Below are 15,947 nucleotides of genomic sequence, written 5' to 3' on the forward strand. Positions count from 1 at the left end.
GTTTGGGGGTAAAATTATGCTACATGTTGTGAAAAGGGACGGCAGAAAGAGCGATTTCAACTACATGAAAATAACTGATGCTATAAAGGCTGCAGCTTCGGAGATTGCCTTTAATTTAAAGGAGAGTGAAGCTGTAGCGTTAACTCAAAAGGTAATTAAAAGAATTGAAGAACTTGAAAAGGATGCTGTATCAGTTGAAGAGATTCAAAATATAGTAGAAGAAACCTTATTAAACAATGGTTATAAAGAAATTGGAACTGCCTATTCAAACTATAGAAGAGAAAGAACAAAGGTCAGAGAAATTAAATCAGATCTCATGAAGGCTATAAAGCAAATTGGAGTGGAAACTGACAGGGACAATGCTAATGTTGGAAATAACTTTAGCTCCAAGCTTCTTAGAATTGCCAGCGAATCAAACAAATGGTATAATCTTGCGTCAATGCCAAAGCATCTGGCTAAAGCCCACGAAAACGGAGACGTATATTATCACGACCTTGACAGTTATAATTTAACTATAAACTGTTTACATATACCGACAAGGGAGATACTGGAAAGAGGTTTTAATACCGGGTATGGTATGATAAACAGGCCTAAAAGGATCGAATCCGCTGCAGAGCTATCCTGTATATTGCTGCAGTCCAGCCAGAACGATATGTTTGGTGGACAGTCTCATCCTGACTTTGACAATGATATGGCTGTCTTTGTTGAGCCTACAAGGGATGAGATTAGAAGGGAGCTTGAAGATATTGGCGTTCCAGAGGATAAAATCGATGAGCTGGTTGAAAAAAAGCTCAGAAAAAAAATATCTCAGGCTATGCAGGGAATAGTTTATAACTTAAACACTATGCACAGCAGAGCAGGTTCTCAGGTACCCTTTTCATCAATAAATATTGGGATACCAAAATCAAAGGATGCAGCACTTATATGTGAGATATTTCTGTTAGAATACGAAAAGGGGCTGGGCAAGGGAGAGCAGCCAATCTTTCCAAACATAATCTTCAGAGTAAAGGAAGGTGTAAACAGGGAAAAGGGAGATCCGTATCACTATCTTTATAAGCTTGCCTGCAGAGTTGCTGCAAAGAGAATGAACCCAACCTTTATGAATCTGGATGCAGATTTTAATAAGGCCTACTATGATAGAGGTGTGATGCCGGCTACAATGGGGTGTAGAACATATGTCTGTTCAAATATAAATGGAGAGCCGGGAACAAAGGGAAGAGGAAACATAGCACCTGCAACCATCAACCTTCCAAGGCTTGGAATACTCGCTAAGGGCGATATAGATAAATTCTTTAAATTGCTGGACAGCAGACTGGAGCTTGCCAGGGAGGCGCTGATGCACAGGTATAGCGTTTTGAAAAATTTAAGGGTTAAGGACCTTCCCTTCGTAGCCGGTCAGGGGCTAATGAAGGGTTCGGAAAATCTTTCACCCGATGATTCAATAGAGCCGATACTTAAGCAGGGAACCTGGTCCATTGGTTTCATTGGCCTTGCAGAAACCCTTACAGCCCTTGTTGGAAAGCATCACGGAGAAGATGAATATGCCAGGGAACTTGGAATAAAAATAGTATCCCACATAAGGGCATATACAGACAGAAAAACAGAGGAAGATAAATTGAACTGGAGTACATATGCAACACCTGCAGAGGGCCTGAGCGGAAGGTTTATAGTTCAGGATAAAAGGATATTTGGAATAATACCCGGCGTTACAGATAAGGACTATTATACGAACAGCTATCATATACCCGTTGGGTATCCAATTTCAATAAAGGATAAAATAGATATAGAAGCCCCCTACCATAAGCTCTGTAATGCGGGACATATAAGCTACCTTGAGCTTGATGATTATCCAACAGGGGATACAATAATGAATATATTAGATTATGCCTATAAACATACCAATATAAGCTATATAGGGATCAACTTCCATATAAGATACTGCAGAAAGTGTGGAACGTACCTTCACGGCGGCGAGAAAAGATGTACAAAGTGTGGAAGTTATGATATTCAAGGAGTGTCAAGGGTTACGGGATATTTAGGTCTTGATGAAAGGTTTGGAGCCGGAAAATCTGCAGAGAGAAAGGACAGAAGGTCCCATTTAACTAATAAGAGAGTGTATGTTTAGATAGACTTTTATTATAGAGGTGTGTATGGTGAATAATTCCAGTAAAAGATATGTGAGACTGTCCGGAATAGTCTATGAAAGCCTTGTAAATGGTCCTGGAATAAGAAGGGTTCTTTTCTCCCAGGGATGCAGGCACAACTGTCCTGGCTGTTTTAATCCGGATACCCATTCCTTTGATGGAGGAGTAGAATATGAACTTGATAGTCTTGTGGAGGACATTATGAAAAATCCCCTCCTTAAAGGTGTTACCTTCAGCGGGGGAGACCCCTTTGAGCAGGCTGATAAGTTTGCGTATATAGCTGAGAAGGTGAGGAAAGCGGGCTTAAATGTCTGGACGTATACGGGATATACCTATGAATATATACTTGAAAATGCAAATTCCAGAGCAGGCTGGAGTGAACTTTTAAATGCCACTGATGTTTTGGTGGACGGCAGGTTTGAAAAGAAGCTTCATCGAGAGGGATTAAGGTTTAGGGGTTCATCCAATCAGAGAATAATAGACGTAAAAGAAAGCCTTAAATGTGGAAAAGTTGTAACGTTAAACTTTGATATATAGAAATAGAGGTAAGGGCTATGCCCTTACCTCTATTTCTATATACAAATTTTAAATCTTAAGCCCTAGAACTTCCTTGCTAAGCGTACTGGTGAATGAAATATATAAAAATAAATTGAATTTTAATTTTTAAAAATATGAAGGAAAATAAAATTAAATGGAGAATAATTATCATACGGAGGTGAAAAAAATTGATAGTGGACGCTTCCAAAAAGATCGCTGTAAAATGCAGCGAATGTGGAAAGTATAATATAATTAGTACGAATTTTTTTGAAATGAAAATTCCAACAAATTACAGATGCACATGCGGCCACAAGATGTTCAAATCCCATATAAACAGAGAAGAGGTTTTAATTGACATAGATTGTATAGCATGTGAAAGGGTTCACAGCTACAGGTTTAAGCTTAGGGATATAATCGAAAAGCCAATAACCATAATAGGCTGTCCGTCAACGGGCATGGAGATAGCCTTCCTTGGAAAGGATAGATATGTCGACGACGTAGTTCAGCGTTACATGGATGATATGTTCGAGCTTCTAAAAGCTCTGGGGATAATAGGAGAAAGAGCAGCTAAATAAATTTTATTATAAATAGGAGGGGTAAAATGAAGATATTTATTGACACCGCCAATGTAAATGAAATAAGGGAGGCTGAGAGTTGGGGTATACTCAGCGGGGTTACAACAAATCCATCTCTTATAGCAAAGGAAGGGAGGGACTTCATCGAGGTTGTAAAGGAAATTGCCTCCATAGTAGATGGTCCCATAAGCGCAGAAGTTATAAGCCTTGACCATGAAGGAATGGTAAAGGAGGCAAGGGAGCTTGCTAAAATCCATCCAAACATAGTCATAAAGATACCAATGACGATTGAAGGGCTTAAAGCTGTAAAGATTCTTTCAAAGGAAGGAATTAAAACAAACGTTACGCTTATATTCTCATCCGCACAGGCACTTCTTGCGGCAAAGGCAGGAGCTACATATGTAAGCCCATTCGTAGGAAGGCTTGATGATGTAGGAACCGATGGAATGAACCTCATTGAGGAGATCGTAGCTATATTTAACAATTATGCAATAGACACTGAGATAATAGCAGCAAGCATCAGGCATCCAATTCATGCTGTTAACGCAGCACTTGCAGGCGCACACATAGCTACAATTCCATTCAAGGTTTTAAAGCAGATGACAAAACATCCTCAAACAGATCTTGGAATTGAAAAGTTCCTTGAGGATTGGAAGACAGTACCAAAGAAATAAAGCAGGTAAAATTATATTTGAAATGGCGCGAAAGAAAGCTGGTATTTAACTGGCTTTCTTTTTTATATCCTTTTTAACGAAAGTTCTTGATTTTTCAAATCCCGAGCCATAGAACTTCTTTGCGAAGCGTACTGGTGAATGAAATATATTTTTTATCGCAGCGCCTATCTGTATATATTTTCTACTTTTATTCCAATGGGCTTTTCAGAGTAGCACAATAAGTTAGTTTAATAATGAAATTTGTATAATTTATATATATGTCATTTAATTTATTGACATATATATGTGATATCTATATAATAAACATATCTTTTAAAATATATAGTATAGCATATATATAGGAGGACGGTTTATGGATAGAGATTTAGCGCTCGGCCTTGTTAGAGTTACGGAGGCAGCTGCACTTAACGCAGCTAAATATATGGGACGAGGGGACAAAAACGCTGCTGACCAGGCTGCAGTTGACGGCATGAGAAGGATGTTTGACTTTGTTGACATAAAGGGTACAGTTGTAATAGGAGAAGGAGAGCTTGATGAGGCTCCAATGCTGTATATAGGTGAAAAGGTAGGAACATGGAGCGAAGGCTCACCTGAGGTTGATATTGCCGTAGACCCGCTTGATGGGACAAGCTTTATAGCAAAGGGGATGCCCAATGCCCTTGCGGTTGTTGCAGTGGCAAAAAGTGGTTGCCTTCTCCATGCTCCTGACATGTATATGGAAAAGATTGCAGTGGGCCCCGGAGCAAGGGGATGTATAGACCTTGATGCTCCCTTTAGTGAAAACATAAAAAGGGTTGCGGAGGCCCTTAATAAAAGCGTGAGCAACATAACAGTTGTTATTCAGGACAGGCCAAGGCATGCAGGACTTATAGAGGAGGCTAGAAATGTTGGGGCAAGAATAAAGCTTATAACCGATGGGGATATTGAGGCAGCCCTTGCAACAGGCTTTGAGGATACAGGTGTAGATATATTTGCAGGAATTGGAGGAGCACCTGAGGGGGTAATCGCTGCAGCAGCTTTAAAATGCCTTGGGGGAGATTTTCAGGGGAGGCTTTATCCCATGAATGAGGCAGAGGCAGAAAGATGCAGGAAAATGGGAATAGTTGATCTTAAAAAGGCCATGACCATAGACGAAATAGTAAAGGGCGATGATGTATATTTTGCTGCAACAGGAGTATCCGATGGAGAACTTTTAAAAGGAGTTGTGTACTATCAGAATGCAAGGGCCAAAACCCAATCGGTTGTAATGAGAGCGAAGACGGGAACAGTCAGATTTGTAAATGCAGTGCACAATTTAGAGAAGTCAGGTAGAAGATAAACGGGAAGAATTTGTTACTTCCCGTTTTTTTTCTATTGTTTATAAGTATATGCTTTACATTTTAAACCTTTAGATATAAAATAATTTAAGGATTGGTAGTTTTTATCTTTAACATCTTTATTTCAAGGATTTCCGCATTGGCCTTCCTTTAAGTTCCCAATGGTGATTGTTTTAAATGGGTGTTAATTAAAAACTTTTAAAAGGTATCATATCGATTTCACTGCGGGATTATAATTTCCAGGTGGAGTTAAACTATTAACAAAATATAATTCGATACTTATTTTAACTTGATTTATCCTTCTGTTTTTAATATTTCATGAGATAAAAAACACATGAAATCGTTTTAAAATATCCCTTTATAATGCTTGATTTACAAAGTTATAGAAGATAAATGTTACCATGTCAGGTATATTTCATGTACCCGCATTTGCTATCATATCAGGAGGTGTAATATGAATTTTGAAGAGTTAAAATCCAAAACCCTCGAGGAACTGAGGGAGATTGGAAGAGGTATGGGAATAAAATCCATAACCAAATATAGAAAAAGTGAACTCATAGAGGAGATATTGAAGGTTGAGGAAGAGAATAAGAAAAATGAAAATAAAAAAGACGAGCTTCCTGTTGTACCCGTTGAAGTTGAGGTTGAGGCTGCTGAGCCAAAAGTAACTGAAAGCTTTGAACTTCATGATATAGATGAGGATAAAAGGGAAAAGATCCAGGAGCTTATATCCGATGCAGATACCGTAGAGGGAGTTTTTGAACTGATCGAGGGGCAGTCCTACGGGTTTTTAAGGCTTGATAATTATCAGCAGGGGCAGAGGGATATATATGTTTCCCCCTCTCAGATCAGAAAGTTTGGAATAAAAACCGGTGATAAGGTAAAGGGTAAGGCAAGGTATCCGAGGGAAACGGAAAAGTATAAGGCCCTTATATATCTGCAGGAGCTTAATGGCCTGCCTCCTGAAAAGGTAGGTTTCAGAAAACCCTTTGAGAGCTTAACGCCTATTTATCCTGACAAAAGGCTCAGCCTTGAAACTACAAGTAATGACCTAGCAACCAGGCTTATAGACCTTTTAGCCCCTATAGGAAGGGGACAAAGAGGGCTTATTGTTGCTCCTCCGAAGGCAGGTAAAACTGTTCTGCTTAAGAAGGTTGCGAATGCTATAACTAAAAATCACCCCGATGTTGAGCTTATCGTACTTCTCATAGATGAACGTCCGGAGGAAGTTACCGATATGCAGAGATCTATAAAGGGCGAGGTTGTGTATTCTACCTTTGATGAGGAGCCTGAAAACCACACAAGGGTTGCGGAACTTGTGCTTGAAAGGGCAAAAAGGCTTGTTGAAATGAAAAAGGACGTTGTTATACTCCTTGACAGCTTAACAAGGCTTGCAAGGGCATATAACCTTACAATATCCCCGACGGGAAGAACGCTATCAGGAGGTCTTGACCCTGGAGCCCTTATTCAGCCAAAGAAATTTTTTGGGGCAGCGAGAAACGTAGAAGAAGGAGGAAGCCTCACTATCCTTGCAACAGCCCTTGTTGAAACAGGAAGCCGTATGGATGATGTTATATTTGAGGAGTTCAAGGGAACAGGAAATATGGAGGTCCATCTTGATAGAAAGCTTCAGGAAAGGAGAATATTCCCTGCAATAGATATAAACAAGTCTGGAACAAGAAGGGAAGATCTGCTCTTAAGTCCTGAGGAACTGAACGCTGTTTTAGCTATCAGAAAGAGCCTTGCAAATGAAACAACCCAGGAGGCAACGGAAAAGCTTCTTAATGTCCTTATGAAAACGAGAAACAATAGGGATTTCGTTCAAGTATTTGTCAAGCTCAATAAGGACGGAAGCTCCTACTAAAATGGTTGATTAAATACAGTACCTGTGTTATAATTTTAAGAGTTGACGATGAGAATAGACCTGTTATAAATTTTGAGTCCTGCTGAAAATGAATATATGGAATGCAGGGACTCAATTATACGGCTAATAAGCTTCTTAAAATCATGAATGGAGAAAGAGGTGAAATAAATGAGAGAAGGAATTCATCCAAACTATACACACGAAGCAGTTGTAAAATGTGCATGTGGAAATACTTTCGTAACTGGATCAGTTAAGAAGGAGCTCAGAGTTGAAATGTGCTCAAAGTGCCATCCATTCTTCACAGGAAAGCAGAAGAATATTGCAGAGCAGGGTGGAAGAGTAGAAAAGTTCATGAAGAAGTACAACATAAAGATAGAAGAATAATTTTAAATAAAGAATGGAAATTCTGTAAAGGACCGGTGAGCCGGTCTTTTTTTATATAAAGTGGGGGAGGAATGAACATGTACGGACCAAAGAATCATGGATGGATAGAAATGATTGTAGGGCCAATGTACAGCGGCAAAAGTGAGGAGCTTATAAGAAGAATCAAAAGGGCAAAGATAGCAAAGCAAAGGGTTCAGGTATTTAAGCCCGTTATAGATGATAGATATAGTAAAACCGATGTAGTATCCCACAACGGCGATAAGGAAGAGGCTGTTTGTATCGGCTCATCCTCTGAGATACTTCAGCTCATTAAGGCCGACACAGATGTGATTGCAATCGATGAAGTGCAGTTCTTTGATATGGGTATAGTCGATGTATGTAAAAGGCTTGCCGATAAGAATAAAAGGGTTATATGTGCAGGCCTTGATATGGATTTTAGGGGGGAACCCTTTGGTCCGGTGCCCGTTCTTTTATCCATTGCGGAATTCATCGATAAGATACAGGCAATATGCGTAGTATGCGGAAATCCTGCAACAAGGACACAGAGGCTTATAAATGGAAAGCCTGCAAAGTATTCGGATCCTATAGTTTTAGTTGGGGCACAGGAGGCCTATGAAGCTAGATGTAGAAAGTGCCACATAGTTCCAAGGGATTGAGGTGATTAAATGAAAGGGGTTATAGACAGGTTTGAAGGGAGCTTTGCTGTTGTTGTAATGGATGATGGAGCAATAAAAAATATACATAGGGATAAGCTTCCTGAAGGAGCAAAGGAGGGGGATGTATTGATACTCGGGGACAGGGTTGAGATAGATGTTGAGGAAACAAAAAAAAGAAAAAAAGAAGCGGATAAGTATCTTCATTTGTGGGAGGATTAAAGGACGAAAAGTAATATATTCCATTCACTGTTTCAGCTTGCAGGGAAGTTTTAGAACTTCTTTGCCAAGCGTACTGGTGAATGGAATATATTTTTTATCAGATGGAACATTGGCAAAATCATTTGTATATGGTTTATTTTTATTAATTTTTATATGTGCTATAATAGCAATAAAGTATTTTTTAGAGGTGATTAAATGGCTAAAAAGACGAGTATAGGAGGACAGGCTGTTATTGAGGGGGTTATGATGAGGGGACCTCAAAGGATAGCTATTGCCGTTAGAAAACCCGATGGTGAAATAGAGATAGATGTTCAGGACAGCATCCCTTTAACTAAAAAGAATAAATTTTTATCACTTCCTATAATAAGAGGCGCTGTGGCGCTTTTCGATTCCCTTATTATAGGAATGAAAAGCCTTACTTTTTCCGCCTCCTTTTTTGAGGAAGAGGATGATGAGAGCAAGTTTGACAGATTTATTAAGGACAAACTTGGTGATAAGGCCGATAACTTTTTAATGGGATTTGCAATGATGATTTCTCTTATAATTGCAGTAGGACTTTTCTTTATACTTCCAACCTTCTCTGCCAATCTAATAAAAGAGGTTAGCCATAATTTCATAATAATAAACCTTGTTGAGGGGGTTATAAGACTTATAATTTTTCTTCTCTACATTTACCTTATAAGCAGGATGAGGGATATACAGAGGGTATTTGAATACCACGGTGCGGAGCATAAAAGCATTTACTGCTACGAAGAGGGGATTGAGTTAACCCCTGAAAACGCTGCCAGGTTCTCAACTCTTCATCCAAGGTGTGGAACTAACTTTCTTTTAATTGTCATGATTATAAGCATAATATTTTTTAGCTTCTTAGGATGGCCCAATCTTCTTATGAGAATCCTATCACGTATTGTATTTTTACCCCTTGTTGCAGGCCTTTCCTATGAGCTTATAAAGTGGCTTGGAAGATCGGAGAGCTGCCTTGCTAAAATTCTTTCATATCCAGGCCTTATGCTGCAGAAGCTAACAACAAGGCAGCCTGATTTAAAGCAGCTTGAGGTTGCTATAGCGGCACTTAAGGCAGTAATACCTGAAGGCGAGGATGATAACTGGTGAAGCTTTTTGAGGCCATTAAAAAAGCGTCCGATATTCTGAGGGATAAAGGTACACCCCAGCTGGATGCTGAAGTTATTTTAAGCAATCTACTTGAAAAGGACAGGATTTTTCTCTATTTAAACAGGGATATGCCCCTTGATGGGGTAGTAGTCGACGAATTCTTTAAGAGAATAGAGAGAAGAAAAAATGGCGAGCCTGTACAATATATAACTGGAAGGCAGGAATTCATGTCCCTGGATTTTAAGGTAAAGCCAGGAGTTCTTATTCCAAGGGGAGATACCGAGGTACTTGTTGAAGAGGTGCTTAAAGCCATAGAAGGTTTTGAAAAGCCAATTGTGGTTGATGTAGGCTGTGGAAGCGGAGCCATTTCCGTTTCTATAGCAAAGTACAAAGAAGATGCATTGGTTTATGCCCTGGATATTATGGATACACCCCTTGAGGTTACAGAGGAAAACGCCAAACTTAACGGCGTTTCAGACAGGGTTAAAGTTCTAAAATCAGATAAGATGGCAGGATTTGATACTACGCTTCATGGAAAAGTAGATGTAATAGTATCTAATCCTCCCTATATAAGGGAGAATACAATACAAACCCTTATGGAAGAGGTAAAATCCTTTGAACCACATGAGGCTCTTTCTGGGGGAGAAGATGGCCTTTACTTTTACCGGGAAATTACAAGGGATGCCCCGAAGCTTCTCAAGGCAGGTGGTTTACTTGCCTATGAAATCGGTCATGATCAAAGGGAAGAGGTGATGGAGATACTTAAAATCAATGGGTTTGAAAACGTCATATGTATTAAAGATTTAGCCGGAAAGGATAGAGTTGTTATGGGATGGAGGGGAAAATATGCTTTTTGATTTGTTTATGGTTTTTGCAAAGATAGGGGCCTTTACATTAGGAGGAGGATATGCTATGGTTCCTCTTATTCAATCTGAGGTTGTTGACAGGAAGAGCTGGATTGAAAAGGAGGAGTTTATAGATATTCTTGCAGTTTCTCAGTCAACTCCAGGGGCCCTTGCCCTTAATATGGCCACCTTTATAGGATATAAGAAGAAGGGCATTTTAGGAGCAGCATCTGCAATACTTGGAGCCATTATGCCCTCATTTTTGATTATTTTAATTGTAGCCATGTTCTTTACTAAATTTATGAACGTGAAGGCTGTACAGGAGGCATTTATGGGCATAAGGCCTGCAGTTGCTGCACTTATAGCCTTTTCAGTATATAAGATAGCAATGACAAGCAAGATAAAGCCAATGTGGTACATAATAGCTGTTATTTCAGCGGTACTTGTCATATTCTTTGATGTCGATCCTATACTTATAATCATAGTTTCAGGACTTTCAGGGGCTGTTATTGGAAAGTTAGGGGGTACTAAAGATGGAGATAATAATTAAGCTTTTTCTCACCTTTGCAAAGATAGGTGCCTTTTCAATTGGAGGAGGGTATGCTATGCTTCCCTTTATTCAAAGGGAAGTAATAGGAAGGTATGGATGGCTAACAACTGGGGAATTCTCTGACATACTTGCAATTTCCCAGATGACACCAGGACCAATTGCAGTAAATTCAGCAACCTTTGTAGGATACACAGAGGGCGGAATTTTAGGAAGCGCCGCAGCTACGCTCGGAGTGGCCCTTCCATCCTTTATAATGATACTTTTAATTGCTGCCTTTTTTATAAAGATTTATGAGAAAAAGACCACAAAGAACGTATTCAGAGGCATAAGGCCGGCGGTTGTCGGGCTTATAGCTGCTGCAGCCTACAGCGTCACAGTTGAAAGCGTTATAGATATAAAGGGGGCTATAATTTTTGGATTAAGCCTTTTAAGCCTCTTCCATAAGAAGGTCGACCCAATATATGTAATAATTGCCTCTGCCCTTGTGGGGATTATAGTGTATTAGATATTGTTCACATTTTAAATTATGTGTTATAATATTAAAATGTGAAATTTTATATAATAGGTGAGGAAATATGCTTGATAAGCTTGATTTTATCGAAGAAAAATACGAGGAACTTACTAAAAAGATAAGCGACCCAGAAGTTATATCCGACCAATCCATGTTTCAAAAGCTCTGCAAGGAGCACAGTGCAATTGAAGAGATAGTTATGGAATATAGAAAATATAAGGATATATTACAGAGAATTGCTGATGACAAAGAGATGCTTAATGATAAACTTGACAAAGAAATGAAGGAGCTTGTTGAGGAGGAGCTTAAGGAGCTTGAGGGCGAGAAGGAAAACGCTGAGCAAAGGCTTAAGGTTCTTCTCCTGCCAAAGGATCCTAATGATGATAAAAACGTATTTATCGAAATAAGGGCCGGTGCAGGGGGAGAAGAAGCTGCCCTGTTTGCCGGAAATCTCTTTAGAATGTATACAAGATATGCTGAAAGGAACAATTGGAAGGTAGAAATGATGTCTTCAAATCCAACGGGCCTCGGCGGCTTTAAGGAAGTTATATTTATGGTAAAGGGACGGGGTGCCTACAGCAAGCTGAAGTATGAAAGCGGTGTTCACAGGGTTCAAAGAGTTCCTGAAACCGAAGCCGGCGGAAGGATACACACCTCAACTGCAACGGTTGCAGTCCTTCCTGAAGCCGAGGACGTTGAAATCGAGATAAATCCAAATGACCTTAGAATAGACGTTTTCAGATCCTCAGGAAATGGAGGACAGTCCGTCAACACAACCGATTCGGCTGTTAGAATAACACACCTTCCAACGGGTATTGTCATTTCCTGCCAGGATGAGAAATCACAGCTAAAAAACAAGGAAAAGGCTATGAAGATCCTTAAGGCAAGGCTTTATGAAATAGAGCAGGAAAAGCAGAGAGCAGAAATTGCCCAGGAGAGAAAGAGCCAGGTTGGAACGGGAGATAGAAGCGAAAGAATAAGAACCTACAACTATCCACAGGGAAGGGTTACGGATCACAGAATAGGACTTACCATATACAGACTTGAAAGCTTCCTTGATGGGGATATTGACGAAGTTGTAGATGCCCTTATAACAGCCGATCAGGCAGAAAAGTTAAAAGAAGTAGGATAATAGTTTAATCCGTTGTGCAAGTTAAGGGGTTAAGCGGAGATAAAAAATATATGAAATTCACATAAAGCTAAGAGCTAGAAGTTCCTGGCGAAGGGATGCAGAAAAATCCAAGAACTTTCGTGACTTAAGCAAGGCGAGTTTAACGAAAGTTCTTGATTTTTAAAATCCCGAGCCTTAGAACTTCTTTGCTAAGCGTGTTGGTGAATGAAATATATTTTTTATCGCAGCGCCGATCTGTAAATTTATCTAGCACAACGAGTTAACTTAATGAGTAAATAAAATTATAGGGGTAGGTTTCTATGCGGAATTGATGGGGCTGTACCACACAATATTTGATTGCTGTGGTAACGGGTGAGCATGGGAATCTGCCCCTGTCACTATAGGGTGGAGTGGTGGATGTGAAAATATTCAGAGTGAACAGGTTTATGTTTTTAGCTCTTCCTGCGATTGTAATATCGGTTATACTTCTTTATGCCATTTTTCTCTTTAAGCAGAGTTACAGGTGGGTTAACATAGTCAATTTAACATTAGATGGTATAATATTGATATATTACAGTTTAAAGTTCTGCAGGGATGTAGTTTTTGACAAGAAGGGTATAACTTTAATTACTATACCAAAAAAATACAGGGTACCAAAGGAGCAGATCAAAGGAGCAGTATATACGTCCTTTTTAACAAAGATCATAACCGAAAATGGGAGTTTCTATGTTTTAACATCCTCTAAGGAAAGGTATATTCTTGAAAGCCTCATAAAGGACGTTAAAAATAGCCCTTAAAGAGGTGGTAGGGTGACAAATAAAAAACAGGTTAAAAAAGCCAGGAAATCTGAAAAGAATGCCTCTTCATCGGGTACTAGAATGAAGATTAAAAAGCAGATTAAAAGGGAAAACGCCAGAAACAAAAGAACCATTATATTTTCCCTTATAATTATGGCTTCCATGTCCTATTTGGTTGTTTCATTAAATAACGATGGACTTTTTTCTGGATGGGAGATATATTTTGCATATGGTTATCTCATTCTAATAAACATACTCCTTTTGATAAATATATTAAAGGTTATATCAAAAAACAGGTTTTTATTCGAAGTTTCAGGCGACAGGGTAAAAATTAAGGACGGAATGTTTAAAGCTCCTCTTTCCATTATGCTGGACAGGATACGCTATGTAGATGTATATGAAAAGGATATGGAAGACTTTGAGGTTTTAATCGTTATTGAAAGGGGTAAGAGAAATAAAGCCTTTCAGAGCTTCGACAGGAATTTTGTAAAATCAAATCCCCATTATGGAAAAGTCCTCAACAATCTTGAGGAGCTTTATCCCGATAATAAATTTTACTGCTATGTAATGAAAAAGGCAGGGGCAATGAAATACCTGTATCTTTATATGCTGTATAAAAGCTGCTACGAGGCTAAGTTTTCATCCCTTTCCATGGACTATATACGGAGGTTTGTTGAGGAGTATATAGATAACCATATTTGAAAATTAAAAACAAATTGACTTGTTTTGGTAGTTTTAAAACTACCAAAACAAGTCAATTTACAACGAATATATTTCATTTCTCTAAAATAGATTAAATTGAATATAATTTTAGGGAGATGAAATTTTGGAAAGAATAACTACAGCAGCATTGATAGGAACTGTTGTATGCGGAATGGGCACAGGTGCCGGTGCCGTCATTGCAACTGGTTTTAGAAAATCAAACAACATCGTTATGTCAAGCATAATGTCCATAGCAGCAGGCCTTATGCTGGCTGTTGTGGCCTTTGATTTAATCCCCGAGGCCATACTCATGGGAGGACTTAACATAACTTTATTTGGCATACTGTTCGGAGTAGCCTTTGTCACCATACTGGATATTTTCCTGCCCCACACAAAAGTGCTCAAAAAGTATGGAAGGCATGTTAAAACTGCGCTGCTTTTGGGCATAGGGCTTGCAGCCCATAATTTTCCTGAGGGTCTTGCCATAGGCTCGGGTTTTATGGGAGGCCAGTCCCTTGGAATAGAGCTGGCCCTTGTTATTGGTCTCCATGACATTCCGGAAGGTGCAGCGGTTGCGGCCCCCCTTATGCAGAGCGGGCTTGGGAGGATTAAAATAATACTTTTAACAGTATTGACTGCTCTTCCTACGGCTGTGGGAGCCCTTGCCGGAGGTATTTTAGGAAATATATCGAAGATTTTTATAACCCTGTGCCTTGGCTTTGCAGCAGGAACCATGCTTTATATAGTGTGCGGGGAGCTGATACCTGAAAGCAAGGACTTGTTTAAAGGAATTTTTTCAACCATTTCAACTATAATAGGCGTAATATTAGGCCTTATAATAACTTCGGCGTTTTAGCCTTAAAATAGTGCAGGCATGGAATATCACTGGAGGAAACGTTATGGATACGAAGGTTTATTATTTAGATGAGGATGATATGGATAAAATAAATGAAGCTGCCCAAATTATAAAAAACGGAGGACTTGTTGTTTTTCCGACGGAAACAGTGTACGGACTAGGGGCAAACGCCTTAAATGAAGAGGCATGTAAAAAAATTTTCATTGCAAAGGGAAGGCCCCAGGACAATCCCCTTATAGTCCATGTGGCTGATTTTGATATATCAAAGTACGTGAAAAACATTCCGGAAATGGCTCAAAAGCTTATGGAGGCCTTCTGGCCAGGGCCCCTTACGATAATCATGGAAAAATCACATCTGATACCTGGGGCTGTGACAGCAGGGCTTGACAGCGTCGCCATAAGAATGCCTTCAAATAAAGTAGCAAGAAGGCTTATAGAGCTTTCCGGAGTTCCCATTGCAGCTCCAAGCGCCAATCTGTCAGGAAGGCCCAGCCCTACAACGATTGAGCACTGTATTGAGGACCTTTCAGGAAGGGTAGATGCCATCATAGGTGGAGAAAGGTGTGAAGTTGGGCTTGAATCAACCGTCGTTGATACCACAGGTGGAGTGGCTACAATTCTGCGCCCTGGCGGCATAACAAAGGAGATGCTTGAGGATGTCATTGGAAGGGTTGAAATAGACCCTGCAATAATGAAAAAGCCCGATAGCAACTTTAAACCAAAGGCACCGGGAATGAAATACAGACACTATGCTCCAAAATCTCCTATGGTCATAGTAAGAGGCAGGGATGAGGATGTTATAAATTACATAAATAAAAGGGTAGAGGAGCTTGAAAAGGAAGGTAAAAGGGCAGGAATTATGGCAGCGGATGAAACGATGGAAAGGTACAGGGGAGGATTTAAAATATCCGTAGGAAGCCGAAAACAGCTTGGAATAATAGCTGCAAATTTATTTGATTCTTTAAGAGAATTTGATAAAATAGGTATAGATTATATTTTTGCTGAGGGCTTTCCCGAGGAGGGGCTTGGTCTTGCTATTATGAACCGCCTCAAAAAAGCCGCAGGGTATAATGTGATAGAGGTGTAGAGGAGG

Annotated in this window: 18 protein-coding genes; all 18 read left to right on the top strand. The window is 39.6% G+C overall.

Features of this window, described 5'->3' with window-relative positions:
• Positions 1–16: 16 nt before the first annotated feature.
• The 18 genes from EDD71_RS03530 to EDD71_RS03615 all read left to right on the top strand — a co-directional run bounded on the left by EDD71_RS03530 (position 17) and on the right by EDD71_RS03615 (position 15,941).
• Positions 17–2,125 carry an anaerobic ribonucleoside triphosphate reductase gene (locus EDD71_RS03530; RefSeq protein WP_133627363.1) on the top strand — a complete coding sequence of 703 codons (2,109 nt, stop codon included), beginning with the start codon at positions 17–19 and terminating at the stop codon, positions 2,123–2,125.
• A 25-nt stretch (positions 2,126–2,150) separates the two neighbouring features.
• Positions 2,151–2,681 carry an anaerobic ribonucleoside-triphosphate reductase activating protein gene (gene nrdG, locus EDD71_RS03535; RefSeq protein WP_133627364.1) on the top strand — a complete coding sequence of 177 codons (531 nt, stop codon included), beginning with the start codon at positions 2,151–2,153 and terminating at the stop codon, positions 2,679–2,681.
• A gap of 188 nt (positions 2,682–2,869) precedes the next feature.
• Entirely contained in the window at positions 2,870–3,256 is a 387-nt protein-coding gene (locus EDD71_RS03540; RefSeq protein WP_133627365.1) for a hypothetical protein, read from the top strand.
• 26 nt (positions 3,257–3,282) lie between these two features.
• Positions 3,283–3,930, top strand: a complete 648-nt coding sequence (gene fsa, locus EDD71_RS03545) for a fructose-6-phosphate aldolase (RefSeq protein WP_133627366.1) — start codon at positions 3,283–3,285, stop codon at positions 3,928–3,930.
• A gap of 352 nt (positions 3,931–4,282) precedes the next feature.
• Complete coding sequence (gene glpX, locus EDD71_RS03550; protein WP_133627367.1) at positions 4,283–5,248, top strand: class II fructose-bisphosphatase; 966 nt, start codon at positions 4,283–4,285, stop codon at positions 5,246–5,248.
• 452 nt (positions 5,249–5,700) lie between these two features.
• The gene (rho, locus tag EDD71_RS03555; protein WP_133627368.1) at positions 5,701–7,110 is read left to right on the top strand and encodes a transcription termination factor Rho; all 1,410 of its coding nucleotides are present in this window, start codon (positions 5,701–5,703) and stop codon (positions 7,108–7,110) included.
• A 168-nt stretch (positions 7,111–7,278) separates the two neighbouring features.
• On the top strand, positions 7,279–7,494 hold the full coding sequence (gene rpmE, locus EDD71_RS03560) for a 50S ribosomal protein L31 (protein WP_133627369.1): 216 nt from the start codon (positions 7,279–7,281) through the stop codon (positions 7,492–7,494).
• Positions 7,495–7,571: 77 nt separating this feature from the next.
• Complete coding sequence (locus EDD71_RS03565; protein ID WP_133627370.1) at positions 7,572–8,150, top strand: thymidine kinase; 579 nt, start codon at positions 7,572–7,574, stop codon at positions 8,148–8,150.
• 9 nt (positions 8,151–8,159) lie between these two features.
• Positions 8,160–8,369, top strand: coding sequence for a DUF3006 domain-containing protein (locus EDD71_RS03570; protein ID WP_133627371.1), 210 nt, complete (start codon positions 8,160–8,162; stop codon positions 8,367–8,369).
• Between the two features lie 195 nt (positions 8,370–8,564).
• The gene (locus EDD71_RS03575; RefSeq protein ID WP_133627372.1) at positions 8,565–9,482 is read left to right on the top strand and encodes a DUF1385 domain-containing protein; all 918 of its coding nucleotides are present in this window, start codon (positions 8,565–8,567) and stop codon (positions 9,480–9,482) included.
• Complete coding sequence (gene prmC / locus EDD71_RS03580) at positions 9,479–10,339, top strand: peptide chain release factor N(5)-glutamine methyltransferase (protein ID WP_133627373.1); 861 nt, start codon at positions 9,479–9,481, stop codon at positions 10,337–10,339. Before EDD71_RS03575 ends, prmC begins: the two co-directional genes overlap by 4 nt.
• On the top strand, positions 10,329–10,877 hold the full coding sequence (locus tag EDD71_RS03585) for a chromate transporter (RefSeq protein WP_133627374.1): 549 nt from the start codon (positions 10,329–10,331) through the stop codon (positions 10,875–10,877). Before prmC ends, EDD71_RS03585 begins: the two co-directional genes overlap by 11 nt.
• The gene (locus EDD71_RS03590) at positions 10,861–11,382 is read left to right on the top strand and encodes a chromate transporter (protein WP_133627375.1); all 522 of its coding nucleotides are present in this window, start codon (positions 10,861–10,863) and stop codon (positions 11,380–11,382) included. Before EDD71_RS03585 ends, EDD71_RS03590 begins: the two co-directional genes overlap by 17 nt.
• A 70-nt stretch (positions 11,383–11,452) precedes the next feature.
• On the top strand, positions 11,453–12,520 hold the full coding sequence (gene prfA, locus EDD71_RS03595; RefSeq protein WP_133627376.1) for a peptide chain release factor 1: 1,068 nt from the start codon (positions 11,453–11,455) through the stop codon (positions 12,518–12,520).
• A 398-nt stretch (positions 12,521–12,918) separates the two neighbouring features.
• Positions 12,919–13,296 carry a hypothetical protein gene (locus EDD71_RS03600; RefSeq protein ID WP_133627377.1) on the top strand — a complete coding sequence of 126 codons (378 nt, stop codon included), beginning with the start codon at positions 12,919–12,921 and terminating at the stop codon, positions 13,294–13,296.
• 12 nt (positions 13,297–13,308) lie between these two features.
• A complete protein-coding gene (locus EDD71_RS03605) occupies positions 13,309–13,998 on the top strand; it encodes a hypothetical protein (RefSeq protein ID WP_133627378.1) in 690 nt (229 codons plus the stop codon).
• 124 nt (positions 13,999–14,122) lie between these two features.
• Positions 14,123–14,854 carry a ZIP family metal transporter gene (locus tag EDD71_RS03610; RefSeq protein ID WP_133627379.1) on the top strand — a complete coding sequence of 244 codons (732 nt, stop codon included), beginning with the start codon at positions 14,123–14,125 and terminating at the stop codon, positions 14,852–14,854.
• Between the two features lie 43 nt (positions 14,855–14,897).
• Positions 14,898–15,941, top strand: coding sequence for an L-threonylcarbamoyladenylate synthase (locus EDD71_RS03615; protein ID WP_133627380.1), 1,044 nt, complete (start codon positions 14,898–14,900; stop codon positions 15,939–15,941).
• The last annotated feature ends 6 nt before the right edge of the window (positions 15,942–15,947 follow it).

It is taken from the genome of Fonticella tunisiensis, assembly GCF_004364155.1.
GTDB lineage: Bacteria > Bacillota > Clostridia > Clostridiales > Caloramatoraceae > Fonticella > Fonticella tunisiensis.

What these genes read in the sequence shown, in the direction of transcription:
- EDD71_RS03530 (WP_133627363.1), top strand. Translation starts at nt 17, where the DNA reads ATGCTACATGTTGTGAAAAGGGACGGCAGAAAGAGCGATTTCAACTAC.
- nrdG (WP_133627364.1), top strand. Translation starts at nt 2,151, where the DNA reads ATGGTGAATAATTCCAGTAAAAGATATGTGAGACTGTCCGGAATAGTC.
- fsa (WP_133627366.1), top strand. Translation starts at nt 3,283, where the DNA reads ATGAAGATATTTATTGACACCGCCAATGTAAATGAAATAAGGGAGGCT.
- glpX (WP_133627367.1), top strand. Translation starts at nt 4,283, where the DNA reads ATGGATAGAGATTTAGCGCTCGGCCTTGTTAGAGTTACGGAGGCAGCT.
- rho (WP_133627368.1), top strand. Translation starts at nt 5,701, where the DNA reads ATGAATTTTGAAGAGTTAAAATCCAAAACCCTCGAGGAACTGAGGGAG.
- rpmE (WP_133627369.1), top strand. Translation starts at nt 7,279, where the DNA reads ATGAGAGAAGGAATTCATCCAAACTATACACACGAAGCAGTTGTAAAA.
- EDD71_RS03565 (WP_133627370.1), top strand. Translation starts at nt 7,572, where the DNA reads ATGTACGGACCAAAGAATCATGGATGGATAGAAATGATTGTAGGGCCA.
- EDD71_RS03570 (WP_133627371.1), top strand. Translation starts at nt 8,160, where the DNA reads ATGAAAGGGGTTATAGACAGGTTTGAAGGGAGCTTTGCTGTTGTTGTA.
- EDD71_RS03575 (WP_133627372.1), top strand. Translation starts at nt 8,565, where the DNA reads ATGGCTAAAAAGACGAGTATAGGAGGACAGGCTGTTATTGAGGGGGTT.
- EDD71_RS03585 (WP_133627374.1), top strand. Translation starts at nt 10,329, where the DNA reads ATGCTTTTTGATTTGTTTATGGTTTTTGCAAAGATAGGGGCCTTTACA.
- EDD71_RS03590 (WP_133627375.1), top strand. Translation starts at nt 10,861, where the DNA reads ATGGAGATAATAATTAAGCTTTTTCTCACCTTTGCAAAGATAGGTGCC.
- prfA (WP_133627376.1), top strand. Translation starts at nt 11,453, where the DNA reads ATGCTTGATAAGCTTGATTTTATCGAAGAAAAATACGAGGAACTTACT.
- EDD71_RS03615 (WP_133627380.1), top strand. Translation starts at nt 14,898, where the DNA reads ATGGATACGAAGGTTTATTATTTAGATGAGGATGATATGGATAAAATA.